This is a genomic window from Nannocystis sp. RBIL2 (assembly GCF_026626745.1).
In the GTDB taxonomy this organism is placed as follows: Bacteria; Myxococcota_A; Polyangia; order Nannocystales; family Nannocystaceae; genus Nannocystis.
The window spans coordinates 2847461-2870144 of sequence record NZ_JAPNJW010000001.1; the positions used below are offsets into that span (position 1 = coordinate 2847461).

General features: G+C 68.2%; 21 protein-coding genes. 14 read left to right on the top strand and 7 right to left on the bottom strand.

The features are described from left to right. Nucleotides 1-361 precede the first annotated feature (361 nt). From OV090_RS11000 to OV090_RS11015, 4 genes are all read left to right on the top strand, one after another. On the top strand, nt 362-1318 hold the full coding sequence (locus OV090_RS11000; protein WP_267703545.1) for a hypothetical protein: 957 nt from the start codon (nt 362-364) through the stop codon (nt 1316-1318). A 284-nt stretch (nt 1319-1602) separates the two neighbouring features. Then, nucleotides 1603-2136, top strand: coding sequence for a hypothetical protein (locus OV090_RS11005; protein ID WP_267703546.1), 534 nt, complete (start codon nt 1603-1605; stop codon nt 2134-2136). A 349-nt stretch (nt 2137-2485) separates the two neighbouring features. Next, nucleotides 2486-3814 carry an amidohydrolase family protein gene (locus tag OV090_RS11010; RefSeq protein WP_267703547.1) on the top strand — a complete coding sequence of 443 codons (1329 nt, stop codon included), beginning with the start codon at nt 2486-2488 and terminating at the stop codon, nt 3812-3814. Nucleotides 3815-4084: 270 nt separating this feature from the next. After that, nucleotides 4085-4462: a hypothetical protein gene (locus OV090_RS11015; RefSeq protein WP_267703548.1), complete on the top strand. Its 378-nt coding sequence runs from the start codon at nt 4085-4087 to the stop codon at nt 4460-4462. 106 nt (nt 4463-4568) lie between these two features. Here OV090_RS11015 and OV090_RS11020 read toward each other — a convergent pair whose 3' ends face one another. After that, nucleotides 4569-4943, bottom strand: coding sequence for a hypothetical protein (locus OV090_RS11020; RefSeq protein WP_267703549.1), 375 nt, complete (start codon nt 4941-4943; stop codon nt 4569-4571). 38 nt (nt 4944-4981) lie between these two features. Beyond that, a complete protein-coding gene (locus OV090_RS11025; RefSeq protein ID WP_267703550.1) occupies nt 4982-5749 on the bottom strand; it encodes a helix-turn-helix transcriptional regulator in 768 nt (255 codons plus the stop codon). Between the two features lie 111 nt (nt 5750-5860). Between OV090_RS11025 and OV090_RS11030 the strand changes: the two genes are divergently transcribed. Together OV090_RS11030 and OV090_RS11035 are read left to right on the top strand one after the other, a co-directional pair. After that, nucleotides 5861-7045, top strand: a complete 1185-nt coding sequence (locus OV090_RS11030) for an alpha/beta fold hydrolase (RefSeq protein WP_267703551.1) — start codon at nt 5861-5863, stop codon at nt 7043-7045. A gap of 517 nt (nt 7046-7562) precedes the next feature. Further along, entirely contained in the window at nt 7563-7886 is a 324-nt protein-coding gene (locus tag OV090_RS11035; RefSeq protein WP_267703552.1) for a hypothetical protein, read from the top strand. Here the strand turns inward: OV090_RS11035 and OV090_RS11040 are convergent. Together OV090_RS11040 and OV090_RS11045 are read right to left on the bottom strand one after the other, a co-directional pair. Next, nucleotides 7876-8712, bottom strand: coding sequence for a hypothetical protein (locus OV090_RS11040; RefSeq protein ID WP_267703553.1), 837 nt, complete (start codon nt 8710-8712; stop codon nt 7876-7878). The two genes, OV090_RS11035 and OV090_RS11040, sit on opposite strands and share 11 nt — an antisense overlap. After that, nucleotides 8709-10037 (bottom strand): ATP-binding protein, encoded by a 1329-nt coding sequence (locus OV090_RS11045; RefSeq protein WP_267703554.1) that lies wholly within the window; start codon nt 10035-10037, stop codon nt 8709-8711. The genes OV090_RS11040 and OV090_RS11045 overlap by 4 nt, the downstream gene beginning before the upstream one ends. Nucleotides 10038-10163: 126 nt before the next feature. On the opposite strand from OV090_RS11045, the gene OV090_RS11050 reads away from it, so the two are divergent. The 6 genes from OV090_RS11050 (at nt 10164) to OV090_RS11075 (ending at nt 15664) form a co-directional block, all read left to right on the top strand. Beyond that, nucleotides 10164-10385 (top strand): hypothetical protein, encoded by a 222-nt coding sequence (locus OV090_RS11050; protein ID WP_267707093.1) that lies wholly within the window; start codon nt 10164-10166, stop codon nt 10383-10385. 581 nt (nt 10386-10966) lie between these two features. Then, the gene (locus OV090_RS11055) at nt 10967-11893 is read left to right on the top strand and encodes an AraC family transcriptional regulator (RefSeq protein ID WP_267703555.1); all 927 of its coding nucleotides are present in this window, start codon (nt 10967-10969) and stop codon (nt 11891-11893) included. Between the two features lie 71 nt (nt 11894-11964). Beyond that, nucleotides 11965-12624, top strand: coding sequence for a hydrolase (locus OV090_RS11060; protein WP_267703556.1), 660 nt, complete (start codon nt 11965-11967; stop codon nt 12622-12624). A gap of 61 nt (nt 12625-12685) precedes the next feature. Then, complete coding sequence (locus tag OV090_RS11065; RefSeq protein WP_346660388.1) at nt 12686-13303, top strand: NADPH-dependent F420 reductase; 618 nt, start codon at nt 12686-12688, stop codon at nt 13301-13303. A gap of 382 nt (nt 13304-13685) precedes the next feature. Beyond that, a complete protein-coding gene (locus OV090_RS11070; protein WP_267703558.1) occupies nt 13686-14600 on the top strand; it encodes a hypothetical protein in 915 nt (304 codons plus the stop codon). 380 nt (nt 14601-14980) lie between these two features. Further along, entirely contained in the window at nt 14981-15664 is a 684-nt protein-coding gene (locus OV090_RS11075; RefSeq protein WP_267703559.1) for a hypothetical protein, read from the top strand. 506 nt (nt 15665-16170) lie between these two features. Here the strand turns inward: OV090_RS11075 and OV090_RS11080 are convergent. After that, nucleotides 16171-18549 (bottom strand): tetratricopeptide repeat protein, encoded by a 2379-nt coding sequence (locus tag OV090_RS11080; protein WP_267703560.1) that lies wholly within the window; start codon nt 18547-18549, stop codon nt 16171-16173. Nucleotides 18550-19384: 835 nt separating this feature from the next. Between OV090_RS11080 and OV090_RS11085 the strand changes: the two genes are divergently transcribed. Continuing rightward, entirely contained in the window at nt 19385-19741 is a 357-nt protein-coding gene (locus OV090_RS11085) for a hypothetical protein (protein WP_267703561.1), read from the top strand. 69 nt (nt 19742-19810) lie between these two features. On the opposite strand, the gene OV090_RS11090 is transcribed toward OV090_RS11085, so the two are convergent. Then, nucleotides 19811-20968, bottom strand: a complete 1158-nt coding sequence (locus OV090_RS11090) for an oxygenase MpaB family protein (RefSeq protein WP_267703562.1) — start codon at nt 20966-20968, stop codon at nt 19811-19813. A gap of 51 nt (nt 20969-21019) precedes the next feature. Next, a complete protein-coding gene (locus OV090_RS11095) occupies nt 21020-21310 on the bottom strand; it encodes a tyrosine-type recombinase/integrase (RefSeq protein WP_267703563.1) in 291 nt (96 codons plus the stop codon). Between the two features lie 191 nt (nt 21311-21501). Here OV090_RS11095 and OV090_RS11100 point away from each other — a divergent pair, with 191 nt between their 5' ends. Continuing rightward, nucleotides 21502-21666, top strand: a complete 165-nt coding sequence (locus OV090_RS11100; RefSeq protein WP_267703564.1) for a hypothetical protein — start codon at nt 21502-21504, stop codon at nt 21664-21666. The last annotated feature ends 1018 nt before the right edge of the window (nt 21667-22684 follow it).

The window sequence follows — 22684 nt, forward strand, 5'->3', positions numbered from 1 at the left end:
GACCTCGCACGATGAGGCCATGCGGGCGGCCGGGCGGCAGGTCGGCGACGCGACGCCCGGCAATATCGTCGCGGTCAGGGCCTGGTGTCCGGCCACGGCGATCGCCCGCCGGCCGCCCCGGCGACCGGCCGGTTGTCATCCCGGAGTCGGCGCGCGCGGTCGACCTTCTGCGACCGTCCCGCAACTCGATCACCCAAAACCTGAACCCCTGGTCAGCTCTCGCCGCAGCAGACCTCTGTCCGAACTGACTCGCCGGCGTCGAGCGCAGCCTCGACGTGCCTCCGGCGCCGCGAGCCTCGCAGGGGCCCGGCGAATCCACGTTTTCAAATGCCGTGTGGTCTGCCGAGGATACGATGGCGCGGTGCGAGCCGACCCCGAGAACGCGACACTCGAGCAAGACATCATCGACCGCCCCGACGATCGCCGAGCATGGGTCACCTACGCCGAGCGGCTGCAATCCCAGGGTGACCCGCGGGGCGAGCTGGGCTTGATTCAGCTCGCCCTCGAAGAAAACGAGGACGCTGCGCTACGCGAGAAAGAGCAAGCCCTCCTGGCGGCCCACGCCGTCGAGCTCTCCGGCGCTTTTCCTTCGCGGGGTGACGCCGAGCCCGCGGCGAGTTGCGAGGTGATCTACCGCGGCGGCTTCTTCCATACCTTATGTTTTGCAGGGCCACCCGAGGTGCTCCGGCAGGTCCTCGCGCATCCGTCGGCGCGGCTTTTGGTCTCACTCTCCGTGCAGTACATGGAGGACGACAGGGAGGACTTCGCGCCTCTCGTCGAGGCGCTTTCGACGGAGCCGCTGGCGGCTCTGCGCGCGCTGTGCATCGGCGGACTGCCTGATCCTCACGGCGAGGCGTCGTTCGCCCTGCGCAGTTGCGGCTCGCTGCTGCCGCTGGCCAGGGGGTGTCCCCGCCTGGAGCGGCTCGGTATCCGCTGCCCCTACTTCGTCGCCGCATTCCACCCTGCGCTGCGCATTCTCGATGCGCGCATGGGTGCGGCGCCACCCTCCGTGCAGTCACTGACCCGCGCGGAGCTGCCACGACTCACCGAGCTGCACCTCGGCTACGAGACCCGCACCTCGCGACAGCTCTCGGATCGACACGAGGAAGCCCTCATCTGGGACGATGCGACCGTGAATGCCCTCGGCAGCGCTTCGGGACTCGCCGTGCTGCGGCGGCTATGCCTGTGGCCCACGCCGTGGAAGCGCAACTGCCGTGTGGCGACGCGGCTGCGTGCTTCCCAGTTGGCCAGCCGGATCGATCAGCTCGAAGCCTGCAACTGGCGTGACTTCGACGACTGTAGCGCGTTCCCGCTGTAGTCATTCGCAAGATCAGTGGGCAAACGCAGCCTATCGTGCAGAACGCGCCGCCTTCCGGCGTGCGAGCACGTCGCCACTCGGCATGCGCTGCGTCGCCGAATGATCAAGCTCGGGCTGGACGACCCGAGGTCACATCGGAAATTGAGCAACGCCAGCCCCTGAGGTGCAGTCCTCCGCGAGATTTCGATCGCTGACAGGCGCCCCGCAGCGCCGCGAGGTGAGACCCCGCAACGTCGCCGTCACGCTGGCTCGATGGCCGGCGCGCGTCGCTCGAGTCGCTGCGCTTGTCGGTCAACGACATCGTCGACGTCGCGCCGCTCGTCGACCTGCCGGCTCTGAAGTCGCTGTCGCTCGACAGCAACGCGCTCGTCGACCCGGACCCGCTCGCCGGGTTGCACGGACTCGAGTCGCTTCGCCTCGGCCTCAACCCGCTGAAACCGGACATCGGCGCGCTGGTCGAGCTCGACGCGCTCGTCGACCTCGGCATCGAGTTCACGGGCGTCACCGCCCTGCACGCGTTCGCCCCGCAGACGCTCTCGCAGCTCTCGGCCGCCGGCAACGCGATCGTCGACCTCGGCCCGCTCGCCGGCCACGTGGCGCTGTCCCACATCGATCTCCGGAGTAACGCGCTCACGACGCTGCAGCCGCTCCTCGCGGCACCGTTCTGGGACTCGCAATGCGTCGACCTCAACCTCGCTGACAATCCGCTCGACGCCGACGTCCTGGCCGAGCAGATCCCCGCGCTGTGCGCCCAGGGCGAGTCGATCCAGGGGTCCGGCGCGGGGTGCCTCGCGTGCGAGGAGGGTGAGGGCTTCTAGCGGGCCTTGCGGCTCTTGCTGTCCCAGTAGGACCCAGGGCCGGTCACCTGCCGAAGGCCCTGCCTCGGCGGCACGGGTGATCGCGCGGGCGTCGTCGTCGAGCAGCGCGTTGCTGAGCCAGGGAACGACCGTTTCAGCGCCGCGGCGCTCGGGGGGGACTCCGGGATGAAGTACAGGCCGTCTACCGCCAGGATCGCGTGACCGGCCGTCCGTGGGCTCTCCCGAGCGGCTCGCGTTCACCAGTGAGATAGCACGCGCGGGGCTCCGGTTCCCGATCGCGACCTGCGAACGCTACCACCGGCGAGACGGTCGGCGAATACCACGACCAACGACCGCTCAATCGACCTGAATGGTCGCGTGGAGCTCGCGCGGCCGCGATCCGGAAGCGAATCCTATGACTAGACATTGCACCTTGATGTTTTCGCTCGCCCTCGCCTTTGCCCTCGGTACGACCGCCAGCTCCGCCGAGGCCGCGCATCCGACCTGCTCGCAATCGTTCGCGATCACCAACGTGCGGGTGTTCGACGGCGACAAGGTGATCGCCAAGGCCACCGTGCTCGTCGTCGACGACGAGATCGCGGCGGTCGGGCCGAAGGTGAAGATCCCGCAGGGCACGCCGACGATCGACGGCGCCGGCGCGACGCTGATGCCGGGCATGCTCGACAGCCACGCCCACGCGTGGCAACGCGGCGACCTCGAGCGCGCGGCGCAGTTCGGCGTGACGACCGAGTTCGACATGTGGTCCGACCTCGCCTTCATCCAGGCGATGACGGCCGAGCAAAAGAGCACCGGGGCGCCGGACCGCGCCGACGTGTTCAGCGCGATTCACCCGGCGACCATCACCGAAGGGTATCCCTACAACTGGACCCCGGACGTCATCGAATCGCCGACGGTCGACAGCCCGCAGGGGGCCAAGAAGTTCGTCAAGGATCGGATCAAGGAAGGCGCCAACCACCTCAAGATCATGATCGAGGACGGCACCCTGACCGGCCCCCCGATCCCCGTGCTCAGCGACGCCACCATCGCGGCGTTGACGAAGGAGGCGAAAAAGCGGGGGATGCTGAGCATGGCGCACATCACCAAGCAGGCACCGGCGTTCTCGGCGGTCGACAACGGCGTCGACGGCCTCGTCCACGTATTCGTCGACGAGCTCGCCACCGCGCAGTTCGTCGAGCTGGCGGTGGCGAAGGGCATCTTCGTCGTCGGCACGCTCGGCGCCGAGGAGGCGTTCATCACCACCGACGGCGGCGCCGCGATCATCGCCGACCCCGACCTCGGCCCGTACCTGACCGAGCTCGAGAAGGAGTACCTGCTGTCTCCCGCGCCGCCGAGCGTGCTGACGCTCGAGAACCTGCAGATCGCCGAGGACAACGTGCTCGCGCTGCACGACGCCGGCGTGCCGATCCTCGCCGGGACCGACCTCGCGACCCACGGCGTCAGCATCCACCGCGATCTCGAGCTGCTCGTCGACGCGGGCCTGACCCCGACCGAGGCGCTGGTCGCGGCGACTTCGGCGCCGGCCGACGCGTTCGGCTTCGGCGACCGCGGCCGGATCGCGCCCGGGCTGCGCGCCGACCTGGTGCTGGTCGATGGCGACCCGACCACGGACATCCTGGCGACGCGCGCGATCCGGAAGATCTGGAAGCTCGGCGTCGAGGTCGAGCGCGCGCTGCCGTGAGCGCGACGAACTCGTGACGGGTCAACCTCCACACACCGGGTTTCGGACCTCGCTCGCGGCGAACCCGGCAGTCTCTGCGGTCTCCGGGTCAGCTTCCCGCGAACGACTCGACAGCCTCACCGTAGCCACGCCGCCGGGCCCACCCACGCGCCCGAGGCCGCCGGCGTCGCGCTGGGGCGTCGGCCCCGAGCGCGCCTCGCGGCCCACGAGCTGCTCGGCGGCGACCTGTCCTTGCCGGTCCACTGGGGCATCTCCTTCGGCCACCCAGGTGTGACGGCAGCGCTGGCGGGCGCCGGCCAGTTGCAGGGGCTGAACACCCGCAGCGTGATCGTCGCCAAGGCGGCGGGCTTTAGCCTGCTGCTCGGCGGAGACCCCAAGGACTCCCAGGAGCATCGGCAGATCATATCGGTATCCATGTACGGGAACGGTTTCAACGGGCATCGGACGTTCGCCGACCTGCCATCGCCGTTCGTGTGGGGCGATCGGGCGGCAGTGCTGGCGTCCGCGCCGGCGCCGTTGCGCAGCTTTGCGATGCCCCACACCGCCAATGTCCTCCGCGACGAGTGGGAGGTCAGCGGCCTGTCTTTCTCCGCCGGTTACGACAAGGACGCCGTCGTCGGCCAATACTCTGTAGGAACCGCGCGGTGACGGAGCGGCCGGACTCGCGGCGCGGAAGACGTTGGCGGCGAGACGCTCCTCACCGCGGCACTGCTCTTGGCCGCCATGAGTCAGTTGGTGGGGATATAAAGATCGATCAGCGGACCTTGCCGCGGCGCCACCGCTGGGCCATGAATTGCTGGAAGTCGAGGGCGCTGCGCGGCTGCTTGGCGCCGCCGCAGCACAGGAACGTCACGCCTTCGGCCGCCAGCGCGGCGAGGCGGCGCCATTGCCCGACCTGCTGGCGCCGCGGCGGGCGGAACCCGACGCCCATGGACACCACTTCGCCGCCGCATTCGGGGCAGCGCGGCGCTCGCCACTCGCCGTCCGGATCGACGTCGGCCTGCAACCTCCGCTTGAACGCCTTGCGGCAGCCGAAACAGGCGAACTGCGGCTTGTAGACGAAATGCGCGTACCAGCACGAAGCGTGCGAGCCGTTCGGGCAGCAGGGAAAGTCGGTTCGGCGCGGCATCGCCCTTCTATCCTAGCAGACGGCCGCGCCGTCATGCCCTATCGTCCGTGACGCAGCGCCTCCGCGGTCGCGGGGTCGGCGGGGAAGAACGACTCGATAGCGAGCTCCGACAGCGTGACGTCGACGGGACTGCCGAAGATGGTCGTCGTGCTGAGGAACGACAGCACGGCCTCGCCGACGCGCAGACGCAGCGTCGCTACGAGGTCGGTCCCGTGGCCGGTGACCGCCTGATCGCCGCCGAGCTCGGTGCGCAGCGCGACGAGCACCGGATCGGCGCTCGCGTCGATCTGCTGCTGCAGGCGCTGCAGGACGTGCGCGCGCCACTCCGCGGCGTTGACGATCCGCGGCCACAGCCCGTCGGGCGCCAGGCTCGCGCGCAGCACGTTCATCGGCGGCTCGCGCAGGCGCGCCGGGAGGTCGCTGACGAGGGGCGCGAACGCTCGGTTGGCCGCGACGAGGTTCCAGTGGCGATCGATCGCTATCGCCGGGTACGGCTCGTGACCCGCGAGCAGCAGATCGATCGCCCGGCGCGCGCTCGCCAGCTCGGGCGCGTCGAGCGGGTGCTGCGAGTACATCGGCGCGTGCCCGGCGGCGAGCAGCAGCGCGTTGCGGGCGCGCAGCGGGATCGACAGGACGTCGGCGAGCTTGAGCACCATGTCGCGGCTCGGTGTGGCGCGGCCGGACTCGAGGAAGCTGACGTGCTTGGTCGAGATGTTGGCCGTGGCGGCGAGCGCCAGCTGGCTCATGTGCCGTTGCTCGCGCCACTGCCGCAGGAGAGTGCCGATCGGCCGGGTTGGACTCTGCATGGCTTTGGCGAGTGTAACCGTCCCGCGCCGGCGCTCCATTACCTCGCGGGTAATCTGATCGTTACCCCGCAGGTAATCGACCCCATGGCGGCGCGAGCCCAAATTCGGTGCATGACCACGACCACCGAGCCCCAGCACCTCGTCGACCGCTACCTCGCCGCCTGGAACGAGCGCGACGACGCCCGCCGCGCCGCGCTGATCGCCGCGACCTTCACCGCCGACGCGCGCTACGTCGATCCGCTCGCCGCGAGCGAGGGGCACGCCGGCATCGACGCGATGATCGGCGCGATCCAGGCGAAGTTCCCCGGCTTCGCGTTCGCGCCGCGCGGCGCCGCCGACCGCCACGGCGACAACCTGCGCTTCGCGTGGTCGCTCGCGCCCGCGGGCGGGGCGGCGGTCGCCGGCGGCACCGACTTCGCGACGGTCGCGCCCGACGGCCGGTTCGCCAGCGTCACCGGCTTCCTCGACGCGCTGCCGCCCCGGCCGCGCGGCCACACCGTGACGCTGCCCGACGGCGAGACCCTGTTCTATCGTGACAGCGGCGGCGACGGCCCGGCGATCGTGTTCGTGCACAGCTGGGGGCTGTCGAGCTCGATGTGGCAGTACCAGGTGCATGCCCTGCGCGCGGCCGGCCTGCGCTGCGTCACCTTCGATCGCCGCGGCCACGGGCGCTCGAGCCCGGCGACCGCGGGCTACGAGCTCGACACGCTGGCCGACGACCTCGCGGCCGTGCTCGCGCACCTCGACCTGCGCGGAGTGACGTTGGTCGGTCACTCGCTCGGCTGCGCGGAGATCCTGCGCTACGTCGCCCGCCACGGCTCGTCGCGCATCGCGCGAATCGCCCTTCTCGGGCCGCTGACGCCTGTGCTGCGCCAGCTCCCCGACAACCTCGAGGGGATCCCCGACGCCGTGTTCGAGGCGGTGTTTGCGGGCTGGGCGCGCGACTTCCCGCGCTGGGCCGCCGAGAACGAGGCGCCGTTCTTCGTCCCCGAGACGTCGGCGGCGATGCGCTCGTGGCTGGTGTCCGAGCTGCTGAGCACGCCCGTCGACGTGGCGATCGCCACGCAGCGGGCGGTGGTGTTCTCCGACCAGCGCCCCGACCTCGCGGCGATCGATCGCCCGACGCTGATCCTCCACGGCGACCGCGACGTGTCCACGCCGCTCGCGCTCGGCCGTCGCACGGCGGCCGGTATCGCCGGCGCGCGCCTCGAGGTCTATGAAGGGGCGCCGCACGGGCTGTTCGTGACGCACGTCGATCGCGTGAACCGCGACCTGCTCGCGTTCATCCGCGGGTGAGCCGCCGTGCGAGGGGCCACTCGCCCGCGGCTCAGCGCTCCATGCAGCGCCCTCGGGACATGTCCATGAAGACATGTCCAGAGAGACTCTCCGTCAGCCCGGCGGCTCCGGCAGGCACAGCCCGCCGCCTTCGATCTGGCGTTCGTCCGGAAGGTGTTGAAGATCTTCCAGTTGTCGATCGGCGTGGTCGGCAGCGTGCCGTCCTCGCGCACGTTGGTGATGTGGTGTAGAGGCAAGGCTAGGCCCCTCTACGGTCCCGTTTACGAGGCTCTGTCTTGGAACCGCTAGAATCGCTACGAATCGGTACGATTTTTCGAGATATCTGGCAGATCGCAACGCCGCGCATAATCCGTTGGGTACGATGCTGCACCATGCTCCCGGCCGAGCCCTGAAGCCGCCGGCCGGCTGGCCTTCGTGCCATGCTGGAAGATCAATGACGCCCTCGACGAAGGCCAATTCTGACCCCACTTAGGATTGGAGAGGCAGACTTCGACGTCGCCTTGTTCTTGCTGGTGATGTGCCGATCGTCTCGGCGGGGTTCGACGGCGGGGTGCCGTCTTCGCGGACATTGCTGACGTGGTCGGTGTGCAAGCCGCTGTGGTCGTCACGACTCTGGACAGTACGGGCCCGTCATCGTCACTCGCCAGTCGTCGCGCTGGTCCTTGGCGGCGAACCGCCAACCCGGCTGATCGGGCATCTCGCCTGGCTGGTCGCCGATGTACTGGGTTTCGCCAAGGCCGAGCTCGCTACCCCTGCGAACATGATGCAGTTCGCTGACGAACCACACGATGCAGCGCTCACCTCGATCTGCAGGCCCGCACCGTTGTCATCTAGGTCGTGAGACCTGCGGGGTTCCAGAGCTGCGGCTTCCAGGTCGTGGCTTCAAGGATGCCCTTGAACAGATCCTTCAGCTCGCTCGAGGTCACGCGCTGGCGCTGCATCTCCGCGAACACGGTCTGGTGATGCAGCGAACGGATGTCGTCGCGCAGCGCGTGGAGCTGATGAGCTGCGACCCTCGCGGTCTTGCTCTCCCGGTATTCCTTGAGGCGCGCCCGGAAGCTGCCATAAGCGCTCGCTCTCGCCGTGACGAGCTCGTCTCGCTTGTTGAGACCCAGCGTATCGATCGTGTAGCGCGCCCGGTGCCAGGCTCTTGTACCTTCGTCGGCGTTCTCGGTGAAGACGAACTCTTCGAGGTCGAGCCAGAGGTACTCGAGTGGGTCTTCGGACCGTGGGTCGATGAGGGCGATCGGTCCCTTCGCCGGCGGCTTCACCGGGTCGTTCTGACCGCGGGCCACGAGCGTCGGCTTGCCACGGGAACTCGTGAACACGGCGAACTGGTTGCCCTTCGGTCCGTTACACGGGCCACAGGTGTAGGCGTAGTTCTGCCAGCGGAACACGTGCTCGGGGTAGAGGTCCTTCGGTCGGAAGTGCTCCACTTCGTCCGCGTAAGAGTCCTCGCAATAGGCGCAGCGACGAGCCCCACAGCACATCCGTGCGAGCGTCGACTTGACGGGGTTGAACTTCACGCTACGATGAACTTGTTCCCACCGCTCCTTCGCCAGCTCGACGCGCTTCTTGTACGAACGTGAGCGATCGACCTCCGCCTGGTACTTGTCCAGCGCCTTGGCGGTGGATTCGTCGAGTTCATGGTCGGGTAGGCGGATCACGATTCTTCCCCGCTAGCGACTGCCGAGTTGGCGCGTGTGGGTATCTGCGCCTGCAGTTGCGCCCGCCTCCGCTTCTGTTCAGCCGTCAGCTTGCCTTGGGTCGCCAATCGGTTGAGCTTCGCTAACTCCTCGACGTCCTTGCGCCCAGCCTCCGAGCGCCCGACGTCCTCGCCGAATAGCTCGGTGCCCATGGCTTCGAGCAGGTTGCCGCGTACGAGCCGCTGTAGCTCGACGCCCTCCACTCGCCGACCGATCTCGTCGGTTCCCGGGGTCGGCAGCCGCCATACGCTGCCCTTCTCGGCGGCCTGGCAGACCAACGGGCTGTGCGTGGTCACCAGGAATTGCAGTTTTGGGAACACCCGCGTGAACCACAGGCCGATCCGCCGCTGCCACGGCGGATGCAGGTGAGCGTCGACCTCGTCGATGATGACGACCCCCGGTAGCGCGATGATCGAATGACCCTGCCGCACGTGCTCGAACACCGCACCCGCGCCGTAACAGTGGACCAACTGGCGCAGTAGCTCGAAGGTCATACTGAGCACCGAGCGATAGCCGTCGCTGAGCTGGGTCACTGGCACCTGGCAGCCGTTGCCATCGACGAATAACACCCCTTCCTCGTTGACGTCGACCAGCTTGGTCTGGTGCGGTAAAAACCCCGACTGATTGATGAACGCCTTGACGTCCTCAAGGAGCGAGTGCGTTTTCGGGTGGCGGAGTCGCTCGACGTCGAGCTGCTTCAACCACTCGAGCGCCTCCGTCAGCGCAACGTCCTCGCCGAAGACCGATAGGTGCCGCGCGAGCCGGCGGTAGATGTGGAACAGCTTGTCGTAGGCCATGTCGCCGCCCGAGAACCGGCGAAACGGCCCGTACGACGCGGAGAACCATCCAGGCTTGTCGCTCCAGGCATAGCGCGTCGGATCAAAATCGCGCCCAGCGATTTGGTAGTGTTTGGCTTCGATGACGACGCGGCGAGCGGATCTCTCATCTCCCCATGACTGCAGATTGAATCCAACAGCGGGCAACCATTTGGGGCCCATCGTCCGTCCCCCCTTGCCCACCTCGTCGAACACTCTGTCACGTTGCAGATCGACGTTGACGCTGCCGGTCTCGGATTCGGTGCGCAACCACTCGCGCCAATCGATCGGCAATTTCGCGGCCTCTTCCAGGCCGACCAGCGCGAGGGCCACGGCGCGCGCAAACGTTGACTTGCCAGCTCCGTTGTCGCCCAGCAATACATGCCAGCCGGCGCACTCCTCACTCTTCAGCTTCAGCTCGAACTCACGGATCGACCGGATGTTCTCGATCTTGAGTTCGCGGATGTACATCGCGGCGCGCGGCTATCACAGGCGTTTAAGCGTTTCTAGACGGAATTTCGCCAGCCGACGGGGTCCGAGGAGGGTCGCCGGGTTCCTTGGAAGCACGGGACGGGTGAGACCGGCATCACGGGCCGCCTGCCCGGCGGCGGAACGTACCTTGCGGTCCACCTCGTCCGCGGCGTGAACCTCTGGCAAAAAATGGAGGCCGGACCGCTGCCGTGGGTGCAGGTCTGTCAGATCGGCCCCCACGTTACCGATGGGCTAGCGGCGGCGCACACGGCGGGGATCGTTCACCGCGACCTGAAGCCCAAGAACATCCTGCTCGAGCCGCGACCGGACGGATCGATGCACGTGTAGGTCGTCGACTTCGGGCTGGCGCACGTGTCGACGGCGGTGGGGTCCCGAGCCGAGCCGCGCAAGCCGACGCGGGTCGGCCTGGTCCTCTGGACGCCGGAGACCATGTCGCCGGGGCAGACGTGCGACGAGGCGTCGACAAGCGCGAGGGCCGGGACGTCGTCGGCGGTTCGGCCGGCTTGGGGCCGCAGCCGCGGTGTACGCGTCGAATGCGCCCGTTCCACAGTGAACAACAGGGTGCTGTACTCTCTGAAGAACGGCGTTCGGCGACGGGTTTACTACTGGATCTTGGTGATGTGATGTACAACCCTAGCTAGACCCCCCTGCGGGCCCGAATTCGTCGGGTCGTATCGAAAACTGCCCGAATCGCGACAAAATCGGGACGAATTTTCGAGACAACCCGGAGATCGCGCCGCCGCGCATCCCGGCTTCTATGCCACCCTCCCCCTACCTCCGGACAAAGTCCCGAGGCCGGAGGCCACTCGGCCGCCGAGACAGAATAACCAACCTCACCGCGTGTTCGTGGGGGCTCGGCGACGGGGCGTCAGTGCGTCGAGATGGTCGTGATAGGGTCACTTCCGTCCATGTCCGACGAACGAGCCAGCGCGGACGACGGTGCGGAGAGCGCCATCCGGCTCGTCGATCGCAAGACCAGGCGTGAGTACGCCACGGCTGCCGCCTCGGCGGTCCTTCACGCGAGCGCCCGGATTCCCTGGCGCTCGCCGCTCGTGTTCGAGCTCCATCGAATCCCGCCGTACGAGCACCAGGAGCACGTGGTCGTCGGACATCAGCTCATGGTGAACCTCGGTGGGCCCGTGCGGTTCGGCTGGCAAGAGGATGACCGCCGCCGCGAAGCGATTTTCGCCACAGGAGCGCTGTGCATTCAGTCCGAGGGAGACGCGAACGCGCCGTTTTGGCGCGACGAGATGACGTTCGCTACCGCCTCGATTCCCCCGACCATGGTCGAGGCCCTGCTGTCCGAACGGGCGCCGTCACCGGCTTCGACGTTCATCAAGCGGCACTGCGTCGCCGATCGATCTGCGGAAGCGTCTGTGCGTTCGCTCGTCGCCGAGCTGTCGTCGCCGAGCGAGCCGCTGCATGCGGAGATGCTCTGCCACGTGTTCGTGCTCCACCTCCTCGGCGTCCATGGGCAGGCCAGGCGCAAGCAGCTCGCGCCGCGGGGCAAGCTCGGCCCGGCGCAACTGCGCGGTGCGGTGGAGCTCGCGCACGAGCGGCTCGCCTGTGATCTGACCCTAAAAGCGATGGCGAAGGTCGCGGGATATTCCCCGTTCCACTTCGCGCGCCTGTTCAAGGCGACGACCGGCCTCGCCCCGCATCAGTTCGTCCTGCAGCTCCGGCTGGAGCGGGCCGCTCGCCTGCTCCGCGGCCGGGACCCGAAGCTGGGGGACATCGCCCTGGCGACGGGTTTCTACGACCAGGCGCACTTCACGACCGTCTTCCGCAAGGCGTTCGGGGTGACCCCCGCCGCGTTCGCCGCACGCGCGCGCTGACAAAATGCGCAAGATTTTACAAGAGCCCCGGGCCGCGTCCCGCCACCCTCGACGGCCTCGAAGGAACTCACATGAAAACCTCCCAGCCTGTGAAGATCGGCCTCCCGTCCCTGCTGACGCCGGACAATTGCGTTCTCCTGCTCATCGACCACCAGCCGTTCCAGGTGAGCGGCGTGAAGAACATCGACGCCGCCCTGATGATCAACAACGTCGTCTCTCTCGCCAAGACGGCCAAGGCTTTCGGCGTGCCGACGCTGCTCACCACCGTCGTCGCCGATCGAGGCGGCCGCCTGATCAAGCCGCTACAGGACGTGTTCCCCGAGCAGACGCCGATCGATCGCACGCAGATCAACACGTGGGAGGACGAACAGTGCGTCCAGTGGGTCGAGCGCACCGGTCGCAGGAAGCTCGTCATCGCCGCCCTGTGGACCGAGATCTGCCTCGCGTTCCCCGTCCTCCACGCGCTCGGCGATGGTTACGACGTCTACTTCGTGACGGACGCGTCCGGGGGGACCAGCGTCGAGGCCCACGAGATGGGGATTGCGCGGATGATCCAGGCCGGCGCTGTGCCGCTCACCGCGAACGTGTTCGGCGCGGAGCTCCAGCGCGACTGGGCCCGACCGACGGCCGGCAAGCTCTCCGAAGTCATCCTCGAGCATGGTGGCGCCACCGCCACCAACCTCGCCTGGGAGCTCCAGCTCCTGGAGGGACGCCCCGGCGCCGGCGTGTGACGCGAAAGCCCCTGCGGCTCGCTGTGCGAGCCAGCCATCCAACAGCCACAAAGAGACCACCATCATGACCATCGCCATCATCGGTTCGGGCGCGATCGGCCACGCGCTCGCAATCCAGTTCGCTCGCAAGAAGATCGACGTCCTCCTCGCCAATCGTCGCGGTCCCGACTCGCTCGCCGACGTCGTCCGCGAGCTCGGCGCGAACGTCACGGCCACCTCCGTCGCCGATGCGCTCCGTTCGGACGTCGTCTTCCTCGCCGTACCGTTCACGTCGGTGAGCGACTCCGTGCGCGAGGCGCCCGCGTGGGACGGCCGGATCGTCGTCGATGCCACCAACGCGATCGACTTCCCTGCCTTCACGCCCACCGATCTCGGAGGTCGCCCGTCGACGGAGATCGTCGCCGAAGCGGTGCCGGGGGCCCGGGTGGTGAAGGCCTTCAACACCATTCCGGCCGCGGTGCTCGCCGCCGATCCCGCGAGTGACGGCGGAAGGCGCGTGGTGTTCCTGTCCGGCAACGACACCGGTGCCAACGCCGAGGTCGCCACGTTGATCGAGCGCCTCGGCTTCGCGGCGATCGATCTCGGCAGGTTGTCCGAGGGAGGTCGCCTGCAACAGTTCGGCGGCGCGTTGCCCGTCCTCGACTTGATCCTGCGTCCCCCCGCACGCAGGTCGCACTGAAGCCGCGGCGAAGATGGTTGACACCTCCCCAAGGCCCAAACGACGAGAATCATGAGCCCGCTGTGTCTGCGGCACCAGGCCCTGTCAAGCGCACGTGCCTGCCCGCGACTGCAGCTCGATTGTGGACAAACTCGGGGAGGCGTGCGCCTCGCAGGTGGACACCTGCGAATACACGTTGCCATCCACGACATCGGGGGTACCTGTACATGGCTCTCGCCTGCGGCATGGAGACCACGGCCCCGAGCGCGAGCTGACGACCGCGGCCTCGCCCAACCCCCGCGAGCCTCAAGTCCGTTGCAGCTCAGCCGAGGAAGTACAGCTGCAACAGGCAGGGCCGGCCCGGGCCCTGTATGCCTGCCCACGTTCCTGCTACGCCTCGAACATGCAGCTCCCCCTCGCACAGCTCCTCCGAGCCTACATCCGCGCTTTCTCGGCCCGACCCGACGTATCGATCATCGACGCCGCGTTCGCTCCCCCGCTCACCGCCGAGGAGCGGGCCGGTCTCCCGCTGCCTCCGGAGCTCGACGTCTTCGCGGAGACCCTCGGGGGCGTCGAGTTCACGTGGATGTTCGAGCAGGACAAGCACAACCCCGACCAGAGCAAGGGAGAAAACGGCGGCCGCCTGGCGATCCCGTCGATCCGGAATTTCGCATGGCACCTGCGGCCGAGCGGCGTGCGCGGCAACTTCGCCGCGCGCGCTGTTCTCGACTCCATGACCCCCGAAGGCATCGGCTGGTGGATCCACCGTGCCAACGAGTCACCGAAGGAGGCCCGGACGGCCTTCGAGAACGCCAACGACTGCACGCTGAAGCCCATGGACTCGCTCAAGGCCTATCTCACCATGGGGGCCCGTTACGCCTTCGTCTGGTACTGGCAAGCCGGGACCGGGACTGGCCGGGGCTATTACGACCGCCTGCGCGGCGCGAGCGTCCCGTTGAACACGTCCACGGCCAAGATCGAGGCCCGCCTGGTCGACGTCGGACTGCTGCCGGAGGAGGCGGCGGGCCTCTACAAGTGGCTCGGCGCCAGCGTGGTGCTGCTGCTGCACCGCGACGGCAGCCGAACGACGCCGAATACCACGTCGTCCTCCGAGAAGCCCCCGGCCAACACCACCAAGAATTCGGCTGTAACGAACGCCGCTGCGAAGGCGACCGGCGAGAAGACAGCCAAGAAACCCGCCGCCGCGAAGGCGACCGGCGAGAAGACAGCCAAGAAACCCGCGGCCGCCGCGAAGGCGACCGGCGAGAAGACAGCCAAGAAGCCCGCCGCCGGGAAGACTGGCAAGAAGATGGCGTGACAGCGGGTGGCCGAAGTCCGGCACGTCCTCGCCGCGCCGAGGTTGCCGCCTCGGACGTCCTCGCACCGGGCGCGAGTCGGCGAAATGCGCGGAAGACGTGGCGGGAGTCTGCGGCAAGCCAGCGTCGTGACGGGCTCTGCCTCGAGGAGCTACTACCAAGCGCCGCAGAGGACGACGACGAGAACTTGGACGAGCGCGGGGCGCTGATGGAGCGCCGCGCCGGCCGCTCGGCGCGACCCTGCACGTCATGCGCGGCCGCGCATCGAGGGCCGGGATGAGCGCGCCAGTCAGCGTGACGCCCCGGCCGGGCTCGCGGTCACCGAGGAGCACCTTGCACGCTCGTTCTAGCGGACGCGGACCGTATCGGCGACGATGACGACGTGTCGTTCAAGACGTTCAAGTGCGGTAGCGACCTCGATCGCCGCCTGCGATCGCCAGACCGGGCCACGGTGCTCGCGGCGCTGGACGAGGCCGAGCGCGCCCCCCACCCCGCGCTCGAGGATGCCGTGTGCAGTCACCTGCTCAGCGAAGACTTCGAGATCGGAGGTCGAGCCGCCGAGCTGCTCGGCGCGATTCACAGTGCGGGGAAGCGACCGGAGCAATGGCCGATCGATCTCGGCACGGATGGGAGCCCCGAATCCATCGCTGCTACCTTCGATGCGGTCTGGGAGGAGGTGCAGGACGAGTTGGTCGCGGACGAACCGTCGTCGGCGCCGACGAGCATCGAAGCGATCGAGGTGGCCGTTCGCGAAAAGTTCGCGCCCGAGCGCACGAGCTTGCCACTCGACTACCGCCGTTACCTGGAGAGGTCGATGCAGCACGGCTGGATCAGCCGCAATGGCATGTTCCACCTGTCGGGCGCCGGCCTCCATCTCGATGGCTATCGTCCCGGCATCGTGATCGCCTGGTGGTACGACGATCACTTCGTGTTTCTGGATCCGAGGGAGCAAGAGAGCGCGCGACCCATCAAGTACTACAACATCGACGAAGACGAGGATCCGTACGCCGAGTACCCGAGCTTCAGCGTCTGGCTCCTCACCGAGATGCGACGGCGCAGGCGATAGCCGTCGCGGGCCGAGAACGCCCTGGGGGTACTGTAAGGTTTCAGCCCCTCGTCGCAGGCAGCGCTGCCAGCCGCTCGCCGCATTGCGATGACCATCGACCAGCAACGCCTCGACCTCGCGCTCCGGGGCCGCGGGCGCGCTCGCCGCGTCGACCGGCACGCTGACCACTGACGTATTCGTGGCGCCGGCCCCGCAAGCGCGTGACCTGGCCACCGCTCCGTCTCCGTCGACGGACGCGGTGTCGCGGTTCGTGAATGGAGCGTCACCTCCCTCGGGATACGCCGCGTCAATACGGTGCGTCCACGCCCGCCGCGAGGGCCTGCACCGCTTCGTGCTGGTGATAGACGAGCGCAACACCGCTCGCCGCAGCGACGACGTCGAGCGCGACGTCCCGCTACGAAGCGCGCGTCCGTCAGCGTGTCGCCGATCGAGAGGCCCTCGCCGTGCTGACCGCGTGACGCGCGGGGTCGCGGCGCACGCGGCCGCGCGTCGCACGACTCGATCGGCTAGGCAGTGAGCTCGGTGATGAGTGCGTTCACCTGTCGCGCGCAGTCCTCCCACTCCGGCAGAGGCGAGGGAGGACTGGCGAGCAGGGCCCCGAGGATCGATCGCGCCCGGTTCGCCGCGTCGAGGGCCAGCGTGCGGTCGCCCTGCGCCCGGCGGAGCCGCGCGAGCTCGGTGAGGGTGACGGCAAGGTTCCCTTGCGCCCTGAGCTTCTGCGGGAACGACCGCACCAACTCGTCGAGGATGGACCGCGACTCTTCGTACAACGAGCGCGCCGCCTCGAGCTCGCCGCGTTCGAATTGCACTTCGGCCGTTCGGTTGAGCGCGAGGGCGAGGGTGTGCCGCCACCGGTAGTCCGCGGGATCGCGCGCCAACACGACGCGGCGCGCCGCGAGGGCCCCTTCGTACGCGGAGAGCGCCCCGTCGAGGTCTCCTCGTTCGAGCCGTACGTCGCCTACGCACTCGAGCGTGACGACGAGGGAGCGGCGCCACGCGAGACAGGTGGGATCGCTTGCGAGCACCATCTGGCGCAGCCCGAGCGCCTCTTCGTAGAGCGCCAGGGCGCCCTCCCCGTCGTCTTGTTCGCGTCGAACATCGCCGAGGTTCTCGAGCGAGAAGGCGAGCCCCCGGCGCGACGTGAGACGGGCGGGGTCGTGGGCGAGCAGAGCTCGACCCAGCGCGACCGACTCTTCGTAGAGAGTGCCTGCTCCGTCGAGGTCGTCGCGTTCGAACTGCAGCGCACCCAGCTTGTCGAGCGAGATGGCAACGTCGCGGCTCCATCCGCGAGGATCGGTCGCGTACAGGGCTCGGTACAGCACGAGCGCCTCTTCGTAGGCCGCCCGTGCCCCCTCGAGATCGTCGCGTTTGCGCCGCAAATCGCCCACTCGATCGATCTTCGCGGCGAGGTCGGGATCGCTCGCTAGCACCATCTGGCGCAGCCCGAGCGCCTCTTCGTAGAGCGCCAGGGCGCCCTCCCCGTCGTCTTGTTCGCGTCGAACATCGCCGAGGTTCTCGAGCGAGAAGGCGAGCCCCCGGCGCGACGCGAGACGGGCGGGGTCGTGGGCGAGCAGGGCTCGACCCAGCGCAACCGACTCTTCGTAGAGAGTGCCTGCTCCGTCGAGGTCGTCGCGTTCGAACTGCAGCGCGCCCAGCTTGTCGAGCGAGATGGCGACGTCGCGGCTCCATCCGCGAGGATCGGTCGCGTACAGGGCTCGGTACAGCGCGAGCGCCTCTTCGTAGGCCGCCCGTGCCCCCTCGAGATCGTCGCGTTTGCGCCGCAAATCGCCCACTCGATCGATCGTCGCGGCGAGGTCTCGGCTCCACTCGCGTCGGGACGAGTCGTCCGCCTGTACGACGACTCGACACAGCGCGATCGACTCTTCGTACAATGCGAGCGCCTCGTCGAAGTCTCCGCGCAACACGTAACAGTCCCCGAAGGCGACGAGGGCGCGACTCAGTTCGACCGAGACCTGCCAGCTCGCAGGCTTCGCTATCGCGTCGACGCGCAGCTCGCGAACGGCCTTGACCACCTGCGATTCCGCTCCCCGCCGGTCGCCCTGCGCCAGGGCGATCTGCCCAAGCGTGAGCCGCCAGGCCGCGCAGAGGCCCATGCCCTGGCAAAGCCTCGGCTCGATCGCCACCATCAGCTCGACGGCCTCCAGCGCCGCGACGCACACCGCGGCCCCGGCTGCGGATCCGGCCCGTTCCTGGACCGCACTGAGCACGTCGGTCAGCGCGCGCCTTCGCAGCTCGACCAGTTGCCATTGGGATCCGTGGCGTCGATCGCGCGCGAGCTCGCGCGTGGCCTCGAGCACCTCGTCCACCACGCACTGCTCTTCGGGCAGGAGCGTCCCGTACGCTTCGATGGCCGCGTCGTCGTTTCCCTCGGTGGGCGTCTCGAGGGTGATCGCGAACACGCCACGGCAGACGGACCAGAGTTCCGGCGCCATCTGGGCGAACAGCCGGTCCGTGCCCGCCGCGGCGAGCAGCACGAGCTCGCCTCGCACGTCGCGCAGCAGCTCGTCGTGCACCCTTTCGAGCCGCGAGAACAGCGCCGCGAGCGCCTCGCGGTCCTCCGCGCGCGCCTGCGACGTGTCGAGCACCAGCAGCTCGGTGCCCTCGTCCGCCGCGCGCTTTCGCATCAGCCGCTCGACCGCCTCCTCGGCGCTCGTCCCGTCGTGCGGCGGCCACTCGACGCAATCGAGAGAAACCGGTTTCCCGCGGAGCAGCGTGAGATCGTCGCGCAGCGTCTCGATCGCCGCGCGCGCGGCGGCGGGGGGTGACGTTTCGAGGAGGTAGAAGTCGTGCCGCGCCGAGTGGGAGAGCGCGCGTCTCAGACGTTGATACGCAGGGTGTACGTACACCGAATCGGACTGGTCCATCGCTATCGGGCCTGCTCGGAGTATTCGCGCGCGGCACCGTCGGGTGCCGCTCGAACGACGACGCGTCGTCCCGCTGCCAGGCAGGCTCGTTGTGCGCGGAGACTACCACGCCGCCCGCGTAGTTCTCCGACGACTCCGCGCGCGCGCTGCGACGCAATCGCCGGCACCGGCGACCGCATGGTATTTGCGAGCCCGCTGAAGGCCCGCCCAGGTGGCTGCGCGTAGGCCGCATCTGGAACGGTTCCGCACGCCGGCCACGTAGGGCCGCCTACAAGTGGCTGTAGCACCGCGTTGCGAGAGACTTTTGGTGAAATCATGCACAAGCGGCGCTAGACCCCCCTACGGGCCCGAATTCGAAGGGGTGTCCCGAAAACATCCAAGATCGCAACAAAATCGAGACGAATTTTCGAGACAATCGGGAGATCGCGCCGCCGCGCATCCGCGGCCCTGAGCCAGCCCTGAGCCCTGCCCGAGCAAGCCTCGAGGCCGGAGGCCGGCGGGCCGTCGTACCACGGTTCGCCCCAGCCAGGGACGGCGACCTGCGCCATGGGCCATGTACGATCGGCGTGGTACCGCTGACGGCTCGGCGCCGTCGGAGGCGTCCGCCCCGCTGAGCCAATCTGTCCCCGAGGACATCCCGCCGCCGGTGCTCACAACCTCGATGTCGGTGACGACGAGTCCGGGCTCAACTCGCGGCTCGCTCGACTCGCGCGCTCGCTCGACTTGTGGTGCTCGCGGTGCTCGCTCGGTGCTCGGTGCTCGCTCGACTCGTGCTAGCGACGTCGCTCGACTCGCGCCAGCTCGAAGCCCGCGCTCGCACGGTGACGACGCATCCGTGGTCGTGTTCAGCATCGCCGGCGTGCAGGACGGAGAGAAGTGCCAGCCGTATGATCGGATCTGTCAGCTTGTGAAGTTGGTCCCCTACGCACACTCGATTCTCGCGGATGAGCCGGACTACGGGGCGGGGTTCCTCGGCCGGGGTCCCGTCCGAGTCGGTCTCGGCAGTCCACGTGACGAGCGTGACGACGAGGAGCGCGTCGTCGCGGAGGAAGCCCTCGTTGCAGCCGCCGGCGCCGTTCAGCTCCGGGCTCACCGCGTGGACCAGCGCCTCACCGAGCAGGTCGCCGCCGTCCGTGCCGACCTTCGCGATGCAGGCGAAGCGCTCGGGCAAGTCAGGCGTGTTCCGCGTTAAGTAGCGGCGGCCATCTGCGTCTGTGCGACAGCCTCGACTGGACGGCGCGAGTGCGCGGCCGGTCGGCGCTCAGCTCCCGCCGAGGTTCCACGACTCTTGCAGCGAGCGCGGAATGCGGAACGTGACCCGCCCGCCACCTGTCTCGGAGGTGTGCAGCCCCTCCAGGAGCTTGCGCGACAGCGAGGCGGAGATCTTCGCCACGAAGCCTGCTCGGTCCTGTGTCTCGTCGGACAGGTAGAACATCCACCGCAGCGGCTTCATCAGGTGCTGGGTCCAGTCCGTCCGCTCGAGCCCGATCGCTTCCGTCACGGCCGGGCTGCACAGCTCGCGGATCGTCGCCACCGCGATGCCGTCCATCATCGTGCCCGGGATGCGCAGCTTCAGGTACTCGACCAGCGCCGTTGTCAGCGCGACCCCGTCCTCCGAAGGCCGCACTTGACGCTGCTGGATGGCCTCCCAGAGCTGCTCGGCGTCCTCCAAGTCGCGGGGCAGCAGGGCCTCATGGATCCCCAGGTAGTGACCGATGACCCTCCAGCAGTGGAAGTACGCGTCCTCCTCATCGCGGGAGAAGTCCATCCCCAGCTTGGTCAGCACGCGCGGGACCAGGGCCAGCGTCAACAGCGTCGCAACGTGGTCCTCCTGGTTGGCCGGCGTGCCCCACTCGGACGCCCGCCACTTCGGGTCGCGCCCGACGTGGTAGCGGATGGTCGCGTGCAGCAGCCGGATCTTCTGCGCCGTGCGCACCCCGAACCCCTTCGGCTCGAGGCCGCCCTCCGCCATGACATCGAGGACGAACTGCGCCGTCTCGATGATCCTGCGGTGCACGTTCTTGTCGATGCCGCCGGTCCAGGTCAACACCTTGGCCGCCTTCGCCCACGCGTAGCAGCACGGCAAGGACCAGGTGAAGTAGGCGAGGGTCATCTGCATGCCGTAGCGCTGGAACAGCCGCTCGCCGAGGCGGACCTTGTCCGGGTCGGCCCACGCGGGCCAGTCGTCCGTCTGGTTCAGGTAGTCCTCGACCGCATCGGGCATCTCCGCCGGGACGATCTGCGTGTTCGACTGGATGCTTTTTAGTATCTGGTTGACGGTCTCGACCTCGTTGTCGGCGAAAATCTTGTGAATGACTGCATCTGCCCCAGGCTCGCCCATGCCGCGAAAGGGCTCGAGCACCTCGTCGGTCCAGCGGCCACGGGCGGATGAAGTTGAAGACGTTGAGTTTTCGCGCATCGTGGATCCCGGGGTTGTTCCCGGAGTAGTCCCACGGCGCCTCTCGAGCGGTCAAGCGCCGCGCCGTCGCGGCGCCTTCGCCTTGCCCCGCGCCGCGCGGGCGATCGTCTTGCTCGTCCGGTTCACCGCCTCGCGCAGCGCCTTGTCGGCGATGTGCGCGTAGCGCTGGGTCGTGCGGTAGTTCTTGTGGCCGAGCATCTTGCCGACGACCTCGAGCGGCGTGCCGTCCATGATCGCGTCGCTGGCGAACGAGTGCCGAAGGTCGTGCAGCCGTACGTCCTTGAGCCCGGCCAGCCTGCGGACCGTGAGCCACGCGGACTGGAATTCCGCGTTCGGTAACACCCGTTCGCATCCGCTCGCCTGACAGTGCGGTTCTGCGCGGGAACTCGCTGACCAGTTCCCCGACCGCACCTTCGACGTCCGCGTCACGGACGAGCCCGAGTCCTACGGCCCGACCGTCACCGTGACCTCGGCGGGCGAGCGGCGAGAAGACAGCCAAGAAACCCGCCGCCGGGTTCGCGGCGGCGGGTTTCTTGGCTGTCTTCTCGCCGCTCGCCTTCGCGGTGGTGGCGTTCGTTACAGCCGAATTCTTGGTGGTGTTGGCCGGGGGCTTCTCGGAGGACGACGTGGTATTCGGCGTCGTGCGGCTGCCGTCGCGGTGCAGCAGCACCACCACGCTGGCGCCGAGCCACTTGTAGAGGCCCGCCACCTCCTCCGGCAGCAGTCCGACATCGACCAAGCGGGCCTCGATCTTGGCCGTGGACGTGTTCAACGGGACGCTCGCGCCGCGCAGGCGGTCGTAATAGCCCCGGCCAGTCCCGGTCCCGGCTTGCCAGTACCACACGAAGGCGTAGCGGGCCCCCATGGTGAGATAGGCGTCCTCGAAGGCCGTCCGGGCCTGCTTCGGTGACTCGTTGGCACGGTGGATCCATCAGCCGATGCCCTCGGGGTCATGGAGTCGAGAACAGCGCGCGCGGCGAAGTTGCCGCGGCACGCCGCTCGGCCGCGGGTGCCATGCAAAATTCCGGATCGACGGGATCGCCATGTTAGCGCCGGCCAGAATCCGCGTGAATTCGCCGACGAGAGGCGCGTCGACGGACCTAAAGGATCGTAGAGGGCCGAATTCGGGGCGACGAGCCCCGACTGCTACCGTTGAGTGACGCATCATGGTTACAGGTGTTCAGTGCACGGAACACCTGTATTCGAGGAGAGGCCTTAGGGGCCACTTGCCGGAGCGCGCAGGAGGGGTCAAGGGCGGCCGTAGGCCGGCGACCGAAGGGAGCGCACCCTTGACCCCCCCGAGCACTTCGGCACGCTGGAGGGCCGCCTACGCGCTCGCGCATCTCCCCCACGAATTTTGTCGGCGCATTCACGCGGATCGTGACCGGCGACAACATCGCCAGGTGGCCGCCGTTTTCTCCCTTGCTCTGGTCGGGGTTGTACTTGTCCTGCTCGAACATCCACGTGAACTCGACGCCCCCGAGGGTCTCCGCGAAGACGTCGAGCTCCGGAGGCAGCGGGAGACCGGCCCGCTCCTCGGCGGTGAGCGGGGGAGCGAACGCGGCGTCGATGATCGATACGTCGGGTCGGGCCGAGAAAGCGCGGATGTAGGCTCAGAGGAGCTGGGCGAGCGGGAGCTGCATGTTCGAGGCGTAGCAGGAACGTGTGCAGGCATACAGGGCCCGGCCGGCCCTGCCTGCTGCAGCTGTATTGGTG

Excerpts from the sequence above, each read along its gene's own strand:
- OV090_RS11045 (WP_267703554.1), bottom strand. The coding sequence starts at position 10,037 with ATGTACATCCGCGAACTCAAGATCGAGAACATCCGGTCGATCCGTGAG.
- OV090_RS11030 (WP_267703551.1), top strand. The coding sequence starts at position 5,861 with ATGACCACGACCACCGAGCCCCAGCACCTCGTCGACCGCTACCTCGCC.
- OV090_RS11080 (WP_267703560.1), bottom strand. The coding sequence starts at position 18,549 with ATGGACCAGTCCGATTCGGTGTACGTACACCCTGCGTATCAACGTCTG.
- OV090_RS11020 (WP_267703549.1), bottom strand. The coding sequence starts at position 4,943 with ATGCCGCGCCGAACCGACTTTCCCTGCTGCCCGAACGGCTCGCACGCT.
- OV090_RS11060 (WP_267703556.1), top strand. The coding sequence starts at position 11,965 with ATGAAAACCTCCCAGCCTGTGAAGATCGGCCTCCCGTCCCTGCTGACG.
- OV090_RS11090 (WP_267703562.1), bottom strand. The coding sequence starts at position 20,968 with ATGCGCGAAAACTCAACGTCTTCAACTTCATCCGCCCGTGGCCGCTGG.
- OV090_RS11010 (WP_267703547.1), top strand. The coding sequence starts at position 2,486 with ATGGTCGCGTGGAGCTCGCGCGGCCGCGATCCGGAAGCGAATCCTATG.
- OV090_RS11055 (WP_267703555.1), top strand. The coding sequence starts at position 10,967 with ATGTCCGACGAACGAGCCAGCGCGGACGACGGTGCGGAGAGCGCCATC.
- OV090_RS11025 (WP_267703550.1), bottom strand. The coding sequence starts at position 5,749 with ATGCAGAGTCCAACCCGGCCGATCGGCACTCTCCTGCGGCAGTGGCGC.
- OV090_RS11070 (WP_267703558.1), top strand. The coding sequence starts at position 13,686 with ATGCAGCTCCCCCTCGCACAGCTCCTCCGAGCCTACATCCGCGCTTTC.